Origin of the sequence: Mesorhizobium sp. M0184, assembly GCF_040322215.1 — a bacterium.
Classification (GTDB): domain Bacteria; phylum Pseudomonadota; class Alphaproteobacteria; order Rhizobiales; family Rhizobiaceae; genus Mesorhizobium.
Genome location: NZ_JAMYSZ010000001.1, coordinates 170,001 through 185,774 on the forward strand (window position 1 = coordinate 170,001; position 15,774 = coordinate 185,774).

A 15,774-nucleotide genomic window follows, 5' to 3' on the forward strand; every position below is an offset into this window, starting at 1 on the left:
GAAAAGAGCGACCTTTCTGCCGACGAGGTGGAAAAGGTGGTGCACGAGGCCGGCACCGATCTGAGCGACGGCGCCGTCCAGGTCGCGTCGCTGCACTATGTCGACCCACAGCGGTTCGGTGACGGCTTCGCCGAGAGCATGGCCGGCTCCTATGACGTCAAGATCGTCCCGGAAAACGTCTCGGTGTCGCCGCGTGCCGCGGTCGACGATCAGGCGCCGGCCTTCGCCGAGGAAATCATCCCCTTCACCAAGGATCTCGACATTGCCGAGGCCTTCGCCGATTCGGGGTATACCGGTGACGACGCAACCGGGATGGCCGAGGCGATCGCCAAATTGCTGAATGCCACGGCCCTCAAGGCAGGAACCGTGCTGCGCGTTGGGCTCGAGGTCCATGGCGACGCCGCCAAGATCGTTCGCACCAGCGTGTACGACAGGACCCAGCACATCGTCACCATCGCGCTCGACGACCACGACCAGTACGTGCCGGCGCAGGAGCCGGAGCCAAATCCCGAATTGCTGACGGCGTTCGACGATTCGCCTGCGCCCATAGTGCGCGGCAATCTGCCGAACATCTATGACGGCATCTACCGCACCGCCTATTCCTACGGCATGTCGAAGGCGATGACGCAACGGCTGATCAAGTTGCTGGCATCCAGTGTCGACTTTCAGTCGCGCCTCAATCCTACGGACCGCATCGAGGTGCTGTTCTCGCAGCCCGATGGCGACGACCAGGCGTCCGACGAATCCGAGCTGCTTTACGTCTCCGCGACTTTCGGCGGCACGACGCGAAATTTCTACCGTTTCCAGATGCAGGACGGCAGCACCGACTATTTCGACGAAAACGGCAGCAGCGCCGAGCAGTTTCTGCTGCGCAATCCCTTGCCCAATGGCCGGTTTACGTCCGGGTTCGGTGCCAGGCGTCATCCCATTTTGGGGTATGTGAAAATGCACACCGGCACCGACTGGGCAGCTCCCGTGGGATCGCCGATCATTGCCGCGGGCAACGGCGTCGTCGAAAAAGCCGGCTGGGCCGGTGGCTATGGCAAGCAGATCATCTTGCGTCACGCCAATGGCTACGAGACGTCCTACAATCACCAGAGCGCCTTTGCCAAAGGCATCGAGCCGGGTGTTCGCGTTCGCCAGGGTCAGGTTATCGGCTATCTCGGCTCAACCGGCCTCTCCACCGGTCCGCATCTTCATTACGAACTGATCGTCAACGGCACAAAGGTCGATTCGATGCGCGTCCGCCTACCGGTCGGCAAGACGCTGAAGGGCGACGACCTCGTCGCCTTCAAGCGCGAGCGCGAACGCATCGACGACCTGCTCAAGCAGGAAGACAGCAATCAGTTGAAGGTCGCGAGCGCCAAGATCGAAGGCTGAGCCGACGTTTTTCGGCGTCAGCCGTGCTGATTCGCCGTGTCGCGCGCCCATGGCAGCCGCTCGCCGGAAACCGTCGTCCACGCGGTGATTGCCGAAAACAGGCAAAGCAGCGCGGTCACCGCGGCAACGGCGGCGAATGCCGCGTCGCTGGCGGCAAGTCGTGCCGCATCGAGGCCGGGCGCCAGGCCGGCTGGCGGCGGTTCGCCGAAACCCGGAATGCCGGAGCCGGCAGCGGTGCCGAGCACGCCAGCATAGACCCAGGCCGCCAGCGATCCCATCGCCGCCACGGCAATCAGGCCGCCGATGCGCGAGACGGCGTTGTTGATGCCCGAGGCCGCACCCGTATCCTTGTCCTCGACCGCCGTCATGACTGCGGTCGACAGCGGCGATACCACCAGCGCCATGCCGAACCCCATCAGAGCCATCAGCGGGAATACCCCGATCCAGAAATTGTGGATGCCCCAATAGGCCAGCAAGGCAAGTCCGGCAAAGGCAAGAGCCACAACCAGACTGCCGCTGGCGATCGGAAAGCGAGGCCCGATGCGGTCGGACCACTGGCCGACCGGTCCGGACAACACTGCGATCAATGCCGACAGCGGCAAGAAGATGAAACCGACCTCGGCCGCGCTCAGCCCCCATCCGGCGATCATGAGCATCGGCAGATAGAACAGATTGGCCGACAGCGCGAAATAAAGGAAGAAGGTCGCCACATTGGCGCCCGCGAACGCGCCGATCCGAAACAACGACAGATCGATCATCGGCTCGCGCCGCCGGCGCTCGAAGACGATGAACACGACGAGCAAAACCGCACCGGCGGCAATACTCGGGCCGGACATCAGCCCCTCCCCGTCGCCGCTCATCGAGGTCAGACCGTAAGCGAGAGCTCCGAACGCCAATATGGCGAGTGCAGCGCCGCCGAAATCGAGGCTGCGCTTTTCCGCCGGCGCGTCGGCAGGGACCTTGGCCAGCAGAAGATAGACCGAGATAAGGCCGAGCGGCAGATTGATGGCGAAGATCGCCCGCCAGATGCCGTCGCCGAACGCCGACAGCACGAAGCCGCCCAGCACCGGGCCGAGCGCCGTCGTCAGTGCTGATGCTGCGGCCCAGATGCCGATCGCCCGGCCGCGTTCCTTTTTCGGATAGGCTTTGGCGATAATGGCCAGGCTGCCCGGCACCATGATGGCCGCTCCGACACCCTGGATAGCCCGAAACGCAATAAGCACCGCCGGGTTAGGCGCCAGCGCGCAGGCAAGCGAGGCGGCAATGAACAGGACGATGCCGGCGACGAAGGAGTGGCGCAGGCCGAAGCGATCGCCGGCGGCGCCGCCGACGAGAATGAGGGCTGAGAGTGTCAATGCGTAGGCATTGGAAATCCATTGTGCCTCGGCGAGGCTCGCGCCGAGGTCGACGCGGATCGCCGGCGTCGCAATGGCCAGGACCGACCCGTCGATAAAGCCGAGCGCAGAAGCCAGGATCGCGGCGATCAGCACGAACCGCCGCTGCGCCTGCGGACAGAACGTATCGGCGGGAAGTGAGCCGGTCAGGGGAACGGCGCCGGTACCGACTTTGGTTGGCGTGTGCATGCCGCCTTACCTAGATCGCCGGCGCGCCGGCGACAACCGGCCAGCACGCTGTTCTCGTTGAAACCAGGCCCAACCTGGCCCCACAGGCAGGATCACGCCGCTCAGCGTGCAAACGGCAAGTGCCGTGCTAAGCTTCTCGCAGCGCTACAGACAAGGGGGAAATACCGCATGAAACGACCGCTCGAACCCTCGGCGGAAGGACGCGGGCGCGTCGTCGGCATCACCGACGGCGTGTTCGCCATCGCGCTCACCCTGATCGTTCTCGAGATCAGGGTGCCGGCGCATGAAACGGTGCATTCCGAACGCGAGTTGATCACAGCGATCACAGCACTGGCGCCGCGCTTCCTGACCTATGCGCTCAGCTTCCTGACGCTGACCATCTTCTGGTTCGGCCAGCAGGCGCAACACGGGCTGATTGCAAAATCCGACCGGCGGCTTGCCACGCTGAACCTCTGTTTCCTCGGCTTCATCGCCTTGCTGCCGTTCTCGACCGACCTTCTCGCCGACTTCCTCGAATTCAGGACTGCGGTGCTCGTCTACTGGTTCAATCTTTTGATGCTCGGACTGACGCTGCTCGCCAGTTGGCGCTACGCGGACAAAAACGGATTTCTGGCCGAAGGTGTCGACGCGGAGACCACCCGAACGGTCTATCTGCGCATCGTCAAGGCACAGATCCTGTGGGCCGTCGGCGCTGCACTCTGCCTGATCAGCCCGTTGCTCAGCGTCGGCTTCATCCTGGTGGTGCAGCTGATCTATGCCGCAGCGCTGCGCGCGCCACTGCTGCGCAAGGTCATCGGGTGATTCGGGCGAAGGCGTTGCGCTTTAGTCGACGAACTCCACGATAACGCCGGGCGTCACGATCTTGGCAAGCTCGCGCGCGTCCCAATTGGTCAGCCGCACGCAGCCATGGCTTTCGGTCTTGCCGATCTTGGACGGATCCGGCGTGCCGTGAATGCCGTAGGTCGGCTTGTCCAGCGCAATCCAGACCGAGCCGACCGGGCCGTTCGGCCCCGGCGGGATGGTCAGGATCCTGTCGTTTTCGCCCTGCTTGAAATTGATGTTCGGGTTGTAGGTGTAGTTCGGGTCCAATGCGACACGCGACACCGCATGCGTGCCGGACGGCGACGGCGTGTCGGACGAGCCGATAGTCGCCGGATAGGCTGCGACCAGCTTGCCCGCCGCATCATAGGCGCGGACCTGCTTATTGGACTTGTCGGCGATGATGCGCGCCACCGGCGTCGCCACCAGCCTGCCGAAATTGGCGACCTTGATGATGGTGCCCGGACGATTGAAATTGGCGTCCGGATTGAGCTTGTTCAGATAGGTTTCATCCATATGGAAGCGCTCGGCCAGCGCTTCGGGTACCGACGTGTAGCCCATCCGATCGAGCTGGGCCTTTTGGCTGTAGTCCTCCGGTATCGAGGCGACATAGGGACCGGCCGCATCCTCGGGCGTGATCGTATAGGAGGCGAAGGCATCGCCGCCGGATTGCGCCAGGGCCGCCTGGATGCCGATTGCGTCGGTCGATTTCAGATTGCTGCCGGTGATCTCATTATAGGCGGCGAGCGCCTTGTCGACATTCGAGCCGAAGCGTCCGTCGATGACGCCGGGCGATGCACCGGCACGGTCGAGCAGCACCTGCAGTGCCGCCACGTCCTCGCGGGCGCCGAGCGCAAGCGACGGGTCGACCGCCGTTTTGCCGCCAGTGCTTGACGGCGGGGCTGTGTCTGGCGGTAAGGCCGCCTGCTCGTTCGGCACCGCCGGCTCGACCGGCTCGATCGAGGCCTCGTTGAGCGGCTGGCGCTCGATGGTGCGCGGCTTTACCGGCTGCGCTGCCTCCGGATAACCGTTGCCGTAGCCGTCATCCCGTGGCGCTTCGGGGAAGGCTTCCACCGAATTGTCCCCATAGGGGTCGTACTCGTCAGCCGGCGGTATGATGACCCTGCCCTCGTCTTCCATCTGCCTGCGGCGGAACCGCGCCGTGTCCTCAGGGTCGTCGAGATAATAGGGGTCGTCCTCGACCGGTCCGAGGTTGCGCAAGCGCTCGCGGCGCAAGGCGCGGCGGTCGAGCCTGGTCTGCGGCGGCTGGATGGCGATGACCTTGCCGGTCTCCGCATCGACGATGACGCGGTTTCCCCTGGCATCGTAGTAGATATCGAGATTGCCGTTCTGGGCGACAAGAATGCCGCCGCCATTGGCGGCACGAACCACCCGTGGCGCGGTATCCACTATTGGCGAGGCCATCGCATTCGACGCCAGCAGCCCGGCAGCAAGCGCTGAAAGGGTGAAGATGGTGCGCAACATGATGGCCAAATTCTCCGGTCCGTAATTGCCGCCGCCGGCATTGTCTCTTCAAAGCGCCGCGCGTCTTTTTCGACGCGCAAAGGACGCTCTAACGCTTTAAATCTCCGCATCGTGCTTTGCGAAAATCAAAACTCGATTTCGGGCCGATGTGGTAGGCGAACCCCTTCGCCAGCAAATCAGTTGCCAACGATAAGGTTCCAATATGAACCGGGCATGAAGATGGCGGATTTCTGACCGATTAACCGGCAGCGAGTCCCAATTCCTTGCGCGCCTGCTTCGTCAGCTTCAGCACGACAAGACGGTGGCTTTCGCGCAGGTAATCCTTCAGCGCGCCATCATCCATGCTTTCGCCGGTCTGGCGCTGGATCCATTTCATGCCGCGTGAGGCAAGATAGGGCGCGGGCCGAAGGCCCGGCTGCTCCCTCAGCACGTCATAGGCGATGTCGGAGCATTTGAAGGTAACGAACGGCTCCTTGCCCTCACTCCAGCCGCCGATCGCGAAGACCTTGCCGCCGACCTTCCAGACATGGGCGCCGCCCCACTGCACGACATGGGTCGCCGAAGGCAGCGAGGCGCAGAAGCTGTTGTAGTCGTCCAGCGTCATCTGCGCCCCGCCAGTGATGTTGGACCATGAACCGAAGGCCGGCGTAACAAAAGGGTATGCCGGTTTTTCGGAAAGGATCATGGTCGAGATTGAAGATAGGAATTCCATCCCGATTCGATCGGGATGGAACAGGCTCTTGGCTTGAGCTCAGGCGGCCGCTTCGGTTGCCACGACTGCCGGCTTCGAGCGGAAGTTCAAGCGGTCGGACCCAGCGGTGACCTTGACGGTTGAGCCGTCGAGGATCTCGCCGAGCAGGATCTTTTCCGCCAGGGGGTCCTGCAATTCCTTCTGCATCACCCGCTTCAGCGGCCGCGCGCCATAGGCCGGGTCGTAACCCTTGGCCGCTAGCCAGTCGATCGCCTCCTGATCGAGCGAAAGCGATATCTTGCGGTCAACAAGCAGGTTTTCCAGCCGCTTGAGCTGGATTTGGACGATCTGGCCCATATCCTGGCGGCGCAGCCGGTGGAACAGGATCACCTCGTCGATGCGGTTGAGGAATTCCGGCCGGAACGAAGCCCTGACGACATTCATCACCTCGTCGCGCACGACGTCGACATCCTGGTCCTCGCCGAGATTGACCAGATATTCGCCGCCGAGATTGGACGTCATGATGATCAGCGTGTTGCGGAAATCGACCGTGCGGCCCTGCCCGTCGGTCAGCCGGCCGTCGTCCAGCACCTGCAGCAGCACGTTGAAGACGTCCGGATGTGCCTTCTCGATCTCGTCGAACAGCACGACCTGATAGGGCCGGCGCCGTATCGCTTCGGTCAGCGCGCCGCCTTCCTCGTAGCCGACATAGCCGGGAGGCGCGCCGATCAGCCGGGCGACCGAATGCTTCTCCATGAACTCCGACATGTCGATGCGCACCATCGCGCTCTCGTCGTCGAACAGGAAGCTGGCCAGCGCCTTCGTCAGTTCGGTCTTGCCGACACCCGTCGGCCCGAGGAACATGAACGAGCCGAGCGGCCGGTTCGGGTCCTGAAGGCCGGCGCGCGCACGGCGCACGGCTTTCGACACTGCCTGCACCGCCTCGCCCTGGCCGACGACGCGCTTGCCGATCTCGTCTTCCATGCGCAACAGCTTGTCGCGCTCGCCTTCCAGCATCTTGTCGACCGGGATCCCCGTCCAGCGCGACACAATATGGGCGACGTGATCGGGACCGACCACTTCCTCGACCATGCCGGCCTTGCCATCCCTGGCTTCAGCCTGCTTCAGCTGCTTTTCGAGTTCCGGGATCTTGCCATAGGCAAGTTCGCCGGCGCGCTGGAATTCGCCCTTGCGCTGGGCAATGGCAAGTTCGTTGCGCGCCTCGTCGAGCTGCTTCTTGAGGTCGGCGGCAAGCCCGAGCTTCTGCTTCTCGGCCTGCCATTTCGAGGTCAGCTCGGTCGATTCCTCCTCCAGGTTCGAGAGTTCCTTCTCAAGCCGGGCGAGCCGGTCCTTCGAGGCATCGTCCTTCTCGACCTTGAGCGCCTCGCGCTCGATCTTGAGCTGCATGATGCGGCGGTCGATCTCGTCCAGCGCCTCGGGCTTCGAATCGACCTGCATGCGGAGCCGCGACGCGGCCTCGTCGACCAGGTCGATCGCCTTGTCCGGCAGGAAGCGGTCAGCGATGTAGCGGTTGGACAGGGTTGCGGCCGCGACCAGTGCCGAATCCGAGATGCGCACCTTGTGGTGCTGCTCGTATTTCTCTTTCAGGCCGCGCAGGATCGAGACAGTGTCTTCGACCGTCGGCTCATTGACGAAGACCGGCTGGAAGCGGCGGGCAAGGGCCGCATCCTTCTCGACATGCTTGCGGTATTCGTCGAGCGTGGTTGCGCCGACACAATGCAGTTCGCCGCGGGCCAGCGCCGGCTTCAGCAGGTTCGACGCATCCATGGCGCCATCCGCCTTGCCGGCGCCGACCAGCGTGTGCATCTCGTCGATGAACAGGATGATGCCGCCGGCGGCAGACGTGACTTCGGAAAGTACCGCCTTCAGCCGCTCCTCGAACTCGCCGCGGTACTTGGCGCCGGCGATCAGCGACCCCATGTCGAGCGCCATCAGCTGCTTGTCCTTGAGCGATTCCGGCACATCGCCATTGACGATGCGCAGCGCCAGCCCTTCGGCGATCGCCGTCTTGCCGACGCCGGGTTCGCCGATCAGCACTGGGTTGTTCTTGGTGCGGCGCGACAGCACCTGGATGGTGCGGCGGATTTCGTCGTCGCGGCCGATGACCGGATCGAGCTTGCCCGCGCGGGCGTCCGCCGTCAGGTCGCGCGCGTATTTCTTCAGCGCGTCGTAGCCCTGCTCGGCGCTCGCCGAATCGGCAGTGCGACCTTTGCGTACGTCGTTGATGACCTGGTTCAGCGACTGCGGCGTGACACCCGCCTTGGACAGGATGTCGGCGGTCTTGGCCGATTTTTCCATGGCCAGCGCCTGCAATAGCCGTTCGACGGTAACGAAGCTGTCACTGGCCTTCTTGGCCAGTTCCTCGGCGGTCGAAAACACCTTTGCCAGCGGCTGCGCCAGATAGAGCTGGCCATTGCCGCCCTCGACCTTGGGCATTGCCTCCAGTGCCGTTTCGACGCCGAGCTTGACGTCACGGACATTGCCGCCGGCGCGCTCGATCAGCGACGCAGCCAGGCCCTCGTCGTCATCGACAAGGACCTTAAGAATATGCTCGGGGGTGAATTGCTGGTGATTGCGGGAAAGCGCCATGGTTTGCGCGGACTGGATAAAGCCGCGCACGCGCTCGGAATATTTTTCAAGATTCATGCCTGTCTCCTTCCGTCACCGGCCCGCTTCGCGGCACCGGATCAGATTGCGGTGACGGACCCGCCCATTCGAGCCGGGTCCTGTTCACGCAAGATATGGGACGCAAACCACGGACCCTCAAGACGCCTCGACACTGGCGAACGCATAATATTCCGAGCGCGCAAAGCAAAAAACGGCGGAGATTTCTCTCCGCCGCCTAGGGTAAACGATGCGCTAAGATCGCCTGAACGTTTCTTCGATCAATTCTCGACATCGGCAATAATAGGTTGACCGCCAGCGTCTTCAGCCGGCGCTGCATCGACCTTGCCAGCTTCGGCACTGTCAGGGCCGGCATTGTCGTTGCCGCCATTTGCCTGTTCGACATCGAGGCGCGGACGGCGCGGACGCCTGGGGCGGCGTGCCGGGCTGTTTTCGGCCGCGGCTTCGTTGAGCTCGGCCTGGGCGGCGAGACCCGCTGGCGAAAGATTTTCGAATTGCGGTGCGGGCTCGCTCACAAAGACCGGCTCAGCGGCCGGTACGGGCTCCGCCTGCGCCGGCGTCTCGTCGCGCCGTGGCTGTTCGACGCGCTGTCCACCCTGCTGCTCGCCGCGCGCGCCATACTCGCCGCGCTGGCCGTAACCGCCATTGGGGCGACGGTCGCGGTGGCGTCCGCCATTGTTGTCGCGTCCGTCACGGTTATCGCGGCCGCCCCGATTGTCGCGGCTGTTTTCCTGGTTCAGAGCCAGCTCGGCCGGCGTGCCATCGATGACCGGCTGCGGGCCGGCACCGTGATTGGCCGAAGCCGATGCCTCGTTGGCATTGTTGTTGCCGGCATTGTCGAACTCGTCGCGATCCTCGTCGCCGTCATCGTCGAAATCGTCTCGATTCTGCTGCGCGTTCTGGATCGGCATCTGCGCCTGAGCGGCTGCGATGATGCGGTTATAGTGCTCTGCATGCTGGAGATAGTTTTCCGCCATCACCCGGTCGCCGGAGCTTTGCGCGTCACGGGCAAGGGTTGCGTACTTCTCGGCAATCTGCTGAGCCGATCCGCGGATCTTCACGTCCGGGCCGTTGCTCTCATAGTTACGCGTCAGGGGATTCGGCCCCTTACGGTTGTTGTTGTTATTGTTGTTGCCGCCGCCGCCATTGTTGTTGCGACCGCGCATGCGCCTGTTTTGCTGTTGTGGCCTCATTAGACTCTCTTCACTTTGAAATTTTCGAAAAACTCTTCACGAACGGAGGCGCTCATGCGGCCAGCCGTTTCGTTCCTTCACCGGCGTTCGCCCGCATCAATTGCGTTGGCGCCACGTGCCATCCTGTTCCGGTTACTTCACTTGCCGGACGATTCCCGCACGAAGCTTGGGCGTCGTTTGCGCAAGAAGGCAGCTATTTCCAAGGAAAACCGAATCGCTAAGAGCACTGCCTGCTTCGTCTCATCCGGTTATGGCGACCCTAGCCGCATTCCCCGGTATTGCCAAGCGCTTTTTTCGCACTGCATCACGGCTTCCACCGTTCGAACACAAGAACTCTGTCGTTTCCGCCGAGATCACGAAACACCCCGACCGAACGGTACCCGGCCGCGGAGAATATCACCGTAACCTGTTGGTGCTGCGTATGGCCGATCTCGACCGCAATCCTGCCTTGGAGTTCCAAATACGCTGCCGCTCCTGCGGCGATCTTCCTGTAGGGGCTCAGACCGTCCACGCCGCCATCGAGGGCCTGGCGTGGATCGAAACCGCGGACCTCGTCCTGCAGATTTCCAATGTCGTCTGAGGGTATATAGGGAGGGTTTGCGACAATTACATGGTACCGGCCAGAAACTTTTTCAAACCAGTCGGATTTGAGCGGCGTGAACCGGCCGGCGAGCCCCAATTCCTCGGCATTACGCATGGCTGTGGCCAGCGCCTCCTGCGAAATGTCAACGCCGGTGGCGGTCGCGGCCGGAACGGCGCTGAGCAGCGCCAGCGCGATGGCACCGGTACCGGTCCCTAGATCGAGGATGCGGCAGTCGCCCTCGCGTGCCGCCATTGCCTTGACGAAGGGCAGTATAGCCTCGACCAGCGTTTCGGTATCCGGCCGCGGCTCCAGCGTTTGCGGCGAAAGCGAAAGGCGCAAGCCGTAGAATTCGCGGTAGCCAAGGATCCGGTGTACCGGCTCGCCGGCGATGCGCCGCCGCAAGGCGGCTTCGATTACCGCCGTCACGTCCGCATCGACAGCGCGCCCGGGATCGGCGATGGCCTGCGTGCGACTGGTGCCGGAAAAATGCTCGACGATCAGCCTGGCATCGAGCGTCGGATCCGCGATCCCGGCTGCGGCGAGCCGGTTTCGCGCCTCCCGCAGCAGCGGCGCCAGCGTGGCGGGCAGGCTGTCAGCCATCGATGCCGATATCGGCGAGCAGCTTCGACTGGTGATCGGCGATCAGCGCGTCGATGATCTCGTCGAGTTCGCCCATCATCACCCGGTCGAGCTTGTAGAGCGTCAGGCTGATGCGATGGTCGGTGACGCGCCCTTGCGGAAAATTATAGGTGCGGATGCGTTCCGAGCGGTCGCCCGAGCCGACCTGCGACTTGCGCGATTCGGAGCGTTCCTCGTCCGCCTTGCTGCGCTCGAGGTCGTAGAGCCTGGCGCGCAGGATCTGCATGGCCTTCGCCCGGTTCTGGTGCTGCGATTTTTCCGCCTGCACCACCATGATGCCGGTCGGCAGGTGGGTGATGCGCACGGCCGAATCGGTGGTGTTGACGTGCTGGCCGCCGGAACCCGAGGCGCGCATCGTGTCGATGCGGATGTCATCGGCCCTGATCTCGATGTCGACCTCTTCGGCTTCCGGCAGCACCGCGACCGTCGCCGCCGAGGTATGAATGCGTCCGCCCGCCTCGGTCGTCGGCACGCGCTGCACCCGGTGCACGCCGGATTCGAACTTCAGATGGGCAAAGACGCCCTTGCCCGAAACGGTGGCGATGATTTCCTTGTAGCCGCCGACCTCACCCTCGCTGGCCGACACCGTCTCGAAACGCCAGCCATGCGCCGCGGCATAGCGCTCGTACATGCGAAACAGGTCGCCGGCGAAAAGCGCCGCCTCGTCGCCGCCGGTGCCGGCGCGGATCTCGAGGATGGCGTTCTTGTCGTCGGCGGCATCCTTGGGCAACAGCAGGATTTGGATGTCCTTCTGCAGCGCCTCGATTTGATGCTTGACCCCTGGCAGGTCGGCCTCGGCCAAGGCCCGCATCTCGGCGTCGGTGCCCTTGTCGGCGAGCATCGCCTCCAGATCGGCCTGTTCGCGCTCGGCGGCGCGCAGTGCCCTGATCTTTGCCACCATCTCCTGGATATCGGCATATTCGGAGGCCATCCTGACATAGGCGTCCGGCGCTGGCCCGGCCGACATCTGCGCTTCGAGCATGTCGAAGCGCTTGACGACTTGATCCATACGGTCGCGGGGCAGGTTGATCATGGCGAAGTCTATAGCGGTATAGAGCGGTCGTCGGCAAAGGCTTGCAGCAGCGCCCGCATCGGCAGGCCATGCGCCGGCGCCATCAGATTGTCGTCGAAGAACGCTTCCAGTTCGCTGAGCGGCAGTTCCGTCAGCATCGCCTTGACCGGGCCGATCGATGCCGGCGACATCGAGATCGAGCGGTAGCCAAGGCCGATCAGCGCCATCGCCGAGATCGGCTTGCCGGCAAGTTCGCCGCACAAGGTCACCGGCGTCTGGTTGCGAGCCCCGGCATCGGCAATTTGCTTCAAAACACGCAGGAACGGCGTCGACAGCGGGTCGAAGCGGTCGGACAATTGGGTGTTGCCGCGGTCCACCGCCATGACGAACTGGAACAGGTCGTTCGAGCCGACCGAGACGAAATCGACCGCCTTCATCAACTCGTCGAGCTGGAACAGCAGCGACGGCACCTCCAGCATCGCCCCCACCTTAAGGCTGGTCGGCAAATGATGGGCAAAGCGCGACAGATGCCGGACCTCGCGGTCGATGATCTCGCGCGCCTGCGCGATCTCGCCGAGTTCCGTCACCATTGGCAGCATCAGTTTCAGTTCGCGCCCGCCGCACGCCTTGAGCAGCGCGCGGATCTGGGTGCGCAGCAATCCAGGCCGGTCGAGCGTCAGGCGGATGGCCCGCCAGCCGAGCGCCGGATTTTCCTCCTGGATCGAGCCCTTGAAATAGGGCAGCACCTTGTCGCCGCCGATATCGATGGTGCGGAACGTCACCGGCTTGTCGCGCGCCGCCTCGAGCACGTCACGATAGAGCCGCTCCTGGGCTTCGGCGCGCGGAAAGGTCGAAGCGACCATGAATTGCAGCTCGGTGCGGAACAGGCCGATGCCGGCCGCGCCCGCTTCGGCCAGTTGCGGCAGGTCGACCGCCAGCCCGGCATTCATCAGAAGGTCGACCTGGACACCGTCCTTAGTCACCGACGGCTTCTTGCGCAGCTCGCGGTAGACCTCCTGCCGCCGCGCCCGGAAACGCACTTTCTCGGCATAGGCCGCCTCGAGGTCGGGCTGCGGGCGCAGATGGATCGCGCCTTCCTCGCCGTCGACGATGATGGCATCGCCGTTTTCCGCCATGGAAACGGCGCCCTTCATCTGGCCGGCGACCGGTATGCCCATGGCCCGCGCCACGATGACGACATGGCTGGTCGCGGCGCCGTCCTCCAGCACCAGCCCGCGCAGCTTGTCCCTGGGATAGTCGAGCAGCTCCGCAGCACCCATCGAGCGGGCGACGATGATGGCGTCCTTGGGCAGCGAGGCCGCGACGTCCTCCGGCCCGCGCCCCATCAGCTGCCGCAACAACCGATTGGCGAGATCGTCGAAATCGCTCATCCGTTCGCGCAGATACGGATCGGTCATGTGCAGCATGCGGGCACGCATGTCGCTCTGCACCTTTTCGACCGCCGCTTCGGCCGTCAGGCCGTTGCGGATCGCCTCCTCGAGCCGGCGCACCCAGCCGCGGTCGTTGGCGAACATGCGATAGGCTTCGAGCACCTGGCGATGCTCGCCCTCGAAGGCGACGTCGCGGCGCTCCAGCATGTCGTCGATGGAGAGCCTGAGCGAGCCGAGCGACGCGTCGAGCCGCCTGACCTCTTCCTCGCTGTCCTCGTTGAAAAGATTGGTGACGACGATACGCGGCTCATGCAGCACCACATGGCCGAGGCCGACGCCTTCGTTGAAGGACAGGCCGGTAAAGCTTACCGGGCGGCGCAGATCGAGCTCGAGGCCGGGCCTTGTCAGCCGCTCCAGATCGCCGGTGGCGATCATCTCGGCGATCACCATCGCCGTTGTTTCCAGCGCCTCGACCTCGTCGTCGCGATAATGGCGCATGGTCTTGTTCTGCACGACCAGGACGCCGAGTGTCCGCCCTGCCCGCAGCACCGGCACGCCGAGGAAGGAATTATAGATTTCTTCCCCTGTCTCCGGCAGGTAGGCGAAGGCAGGATGCTCCTGTGCATTGGAGAGGTTGAGCGGCCGCGCCGAGGCCGCGATCGTGCCGACCAGGCCTTGGCCCAGCCTGAGCTGCGCCAGGTGGACGGCGTTCGGGTTCAGGCCTTCGGTGGCGTAGAGTTCGAGCACCGAATCGGCGCGCAGCACATAGAGCGAGCAGACCTCGGCAACCATGTTGGAGGCGATGTCGCGCACGATTCGGTCAAGCCGCTCCTGCGGCTCCAGCGGCTCTTGCATGAGCTCGCGGAGCCGTTTCAGCAAAACGCGCGGGCCACTGGCCGAATCACGCATCGCGGCTTCTTCTCCAATAGCGTTTCAACCGGTGCAGGTTGCCCTGCACAGCGGCACAAACGCAACAACTCAATTAGAGCGCCATCGTCCAATTGGACGCATAAAGACCGCTCCAAGATTTTCGATCCGCCGCATCCTGCCTTCCGAAAATCGATTCCGATTTTCGGGCCGATGCAGTCTGCTACTGCTTATCCAGACCGTACACGGAATGCAAAGTGCGAACTGCTAGTTCCGTATAGGGACCGTCGATCAGGATCGAAATCTTGATTTCGGACGTCGTGATGGCGCGGATGTTGATCGCGCGGTCGGCCAGCGCCTTGAAGGCGGTAGCGGCGACGCCGGCATGGCTGCGCATGCCGATGCCGATGACCGAGACCTTCGACATGCCGGCTTCCGACTGCACCACGTCGTAGCCGATCGTCGCCTTCAGCCGCTCGAGCACGGCGAGCGCCTTGTCGACGTCGCCGGATGGCACGGTGAAGGTCATGTCGGTGAACTTGCCGTCCTCGGAAATGTTCTGGACGATCATGTCGACGTTGATGTTGGCCTCGGCCAGCGGCCCGAAAATGCCGGCGGCGACGCCCGGCCGGTCGCCGACGCGGCGCAGCGAAATCTGCGCTTCGTCCTTGGCATAGGCAATTCCGGTGACGACCTGCTGTTCCACGATCTCTTCCTCGTCGCAAATAAGCGTTCCCGGCGGATTGAGCAAATCCCCCATTCCGGGTGCATCGGGATCGTCGAAGGACGACCGCACAAACGTACGCACCCTGTGCACCATGGCAAGCTCGACCGAGCGCACCTGCAGGACCTTGGCGCCTAGCGAGGCCATTTCGAGCATTTCCTCGAAGGAAATCTTGGCCAGCCGCCGCGCCTTCGGCTCGATGCGCGGATCGGTCGTGTAGACCCCGTCGACATCGGTGTAGATATCGCAGCGGTCGGCCTTGACCGCTGCCGCGATGGCGACAGCGCTGGTATCGGAACCGCCGCGGCCGAGCGTTGCGATCCGGTTGTCCGGCCCGATGCCTTGGAAACCGGCGACCACCGCCACCTGGCCTTCGCCGAAGCGCTTGATCAGGAATCCGCCGTCGATATCGAGAATGCGCGCCGCGCCATGCGCGTTGTCGGTCTTGATCGGGATCTGCCAGCCTTGCCAGGAGCGGGCATGCACGCCGATATTCTGCAGCGCGATCGCCAGCAAGCCGGCAGTGACCTGCTCGCCGGACGCGACCACGGCGTCATATTCACGCGCATCGTGCATCGGCGAGGCCTCGCGCGTCCATTGCACGAGCTCGTTGGTCTTGCCGGCCATCGCCGAGACCACGACGGCGACCTCATGGCCGGCGTCGACCTCGCGTTTGACATGACGCGCCACATTGCGGATGCGGGCGATGTCGGCGACGGAGGTTCCGCCGAATTTCATCACGATGCGCGCCATAGAAGCGA

11 protein-coding genes (1 of these 11 cut by a window edge) are annotated in these 15,774 nt (G+C 63.6%); 2 read left to right on the forward strand and 9 right to left on the reverse strand.

The genetic code is table 11. The features are described from left to right. Positions 1 to 1,380: the 3' portion of a M23 family metallopeptidase gene (locus NKJ23_RS00865; protein ID WP_352633844.1), read on the forward strand. Its footprint begins 579 nt before the window's first position; 1,380 of the gene's 1,959 nt are visible here — the last part of the coding sequence; its start codon lies beyond the left edge, outside the window; its stop codon occupies positions 1,378 to 1,380. 17 nt (positions 1,381 to 1,397) lie between these two features. On the opposite strand, the gene NKJ23_RS00870 is transcribed toward NKJ23_RS00865, so the two are convergent. Beyond that, positions 1,398 to 2,963 (reverse strand): MFS transporter, encoded by a 1,566-nt coding sequence (locus NKJ23_RS00870; protein WP_352677680.1) that lies wholly within the window; start codon positions 2,961 to 2,963, stop codon positions 1,398 to 1,400. A gap of 168 nt (positions 2,964 to 3,131) precedes the next feature. On the opposite strand from NKJ23_RS00870, the gene NKJ23_RS00875 reads away from it, so the two are divergent. Beyond that, on the forward strand, positions 3,132 to 3,764 hold the full coding sequence (locus NKJ23_RS00875) for a TMEM175 family protein (RefSeq protein ID WP_023675159.1): 633 nt from the start codon (positions 3,132 to 3,134) through the stop codon (positions 3,762 to 3,764). Between the two features lie 21 nt (positions 3,765 to 3,785). Here NKJ23_RS00875 and NKJ23_RS00880 read toward each other — a convergent pair whose 3' ends face one another. The 8 genes from NKJ23_RS00880 to NKJ23_RS00915 form a co-directional block, all read right to left on the reverse strand. Further along, positions 3,786 to 5,267, reverse strand: a complete 1,482-nt coding sequence (locus tag NKJ23_RS00880; protein ID WP_352677681.1) for a L,D-transpeptidase family protein — start codon at positions 5,265 to 5,267, stop codon at positions 3,786 to 3,788. Between the two features lie 238 nt (positions 5,268 to 5,505). Further along, positions 5,506 to 5,871: an MmcQ/YjbR family DNA-binding protein gene (locus NKJ23_RS00885; RefSeq protein WP_352456638.1), complete on the reverse strand. Its 366-nt coding sequence runs from the start codon at positions 5,869 to 5,871 to the stop codon at positions 5,506 to 5,508. A 147-nt stretch (positions 5,872 to 6,018) separates the two neighbouring features. Continuing rightward, a complete protein-coding gene (gene clpB, locus NKJ23_RS00890; RefSeq protein ID WP_352677683.1) occupies positions 6,019 to 8,625 on the reverse strand; it encodes an ATP-dependent chaperone ClpB in 2,607 nt (868 codons plus the stop codon). A 239-nt stretch (positions 8,626 to 8,864) separates the two neighbouring features. Further along, positions 8,865 to 9,770: a DUF4167 domain-containing protein gene (locus tag NKJ23_RS00895; RefSeq protein WP_352677685.1), complete on the reverse strand. Its 906-nt coding sequence runs from the start codon at positions 9,768 to 9,770 to the stop codon at positions 8,865 to 8,867. A gap of 331 nt (positions 9,771 to 10,101) precedes the next feature. Beyond that, positions 10,102 to 10,980, reverse strand: a complete 879-nt coding sequence (gene prmC / locus NKJ23_RS00900; RefSeq protein WP_352677686.1) for a peptide chain release factor N(5)-glutamine methyltransferase — start codon at positions 10,978 to 10,980, stop codon at positions 10,102 to 10,104. Beyond that, positions 10,973 to 12,052: a peptide chain release factor 1 gene (prfA, locus tag NKJ23_RS00905; RefSeq protein WP_352677688.1), complete on the reverse strand. Its 1,080-nt coding sequence runs from the start codon at positions 12,050 to 12,052 to the stop codon at positions 10,973 to 10,975. Before prfA ends, prmC begins: the two co-directional genes overlap by 8 nt. A gap of 8 nt (positions 12,053 to 12,060) precedes the next feature. Next, positions 12,061 to 14,331: a phosphoenolpyruvate--protein phosphotransferase gene (ptsP, locus tag NKJ23_RS00910; RefSeq protein ID WP_352453081.1), complete on the reverse strand. Its 2,271-nt coding sequence runs from the start codon at positions 14,329 to 14,331 to the stop codon at positions 12,061 to 12,063. A 181-nt stretch (positions 14,332 to 14,512) separates the two neighbouring features. Continuing rightward, complete coding sequence (locus NKJ23_RS00915) at positions 14,513 to 15,766, reverse strand: aspartate kinase (RefSeq protein ID WP_352456701.1); 1,254 nt, start codon at positions 15,764 to 15,766, stop codon at positions 14,513 to 14,515. Positions 15,767 to 15,774 lie beyond the last annotated feature (8 nt).

What these genes read in the sequence shown, in the direction of transcription:
- NKJ23_RS00870 (WP_352677680.1), bottom strand. Translation starts at nt 2,963, where the DNA reads ATGCACACGCCAACCAAAGTCGGTACCGGCGCCGTTCCCCTGACCGGC.
- NKJ23_RS00875 (WP_023675159.1), top strand. Translation starts at nt 3,132, where the DNA reads ATGAAACGACCGCTCGAACCCTCGGCGGAAGGACGCGGGCGCGTCGTC.
- NKJ23_RS00880 (WP_352677681.1), bottom strand. Translation starts at nt 5,267, where the DNA reads ATGTTGCGCACCATCTTCACCCTTTCAGCGCTTGCTGCCGGGCTGCTG.
- NKJ23_RS00885 (WP_352456638.1), bottom strand. Translation starts at nt 5,871, where the DNA reads ATGACGCTGGACGACTACAACAGCTTCTGCGCCTCGCTGCCTTCGGCG.
- clpB (WP_352677683.1), bottom strand. Translation starts at nt 8,625, where the DNA reads ATGAATCTTGAAAAATATTCCGAGCGCGTGCGCGGCTTTATCCAGTCC.
- NKJ23_RS00895 (WP_352677685.1), bottom strand. Translation starts at nt 9,770, where the DNA reads ATGCGCGGTCGCAACAACAATGGCGGCGGCGGCAACAACAATAACAAC.
- prmC (WP_352677686.1), bottom strand. Translation starts at nt 10,980, where the DNA reads ATGGCTGACAGCCTGCCCGCCACGCTGGCGCCGCTGCTGCGGGAGGCG.
- prfA (WP_352677688.1), bottom strand. Translation starts at nt 12,052, where the DNA reads ATGATCAACCTGCCCCGCGACCGTATGGATCAAGTCGTCAAGCGCTTC.
- ptsP (WP_352453081.1), bottom strand. Translation starts at nt 14,331, where the DNA reads ATGCGTGATTCGGCCAGTGGCCCGCGCGTTTTGCTGAAACGGCTCCGC.
- NKJ23_RS00915 (WP_352456701.1), bottom strand. Translation starts at nt 15,766, where the DNA reads ATGGCGCGCATCGTGATGAAATTCGGCGGAACCTCCGTCGCCGACATC.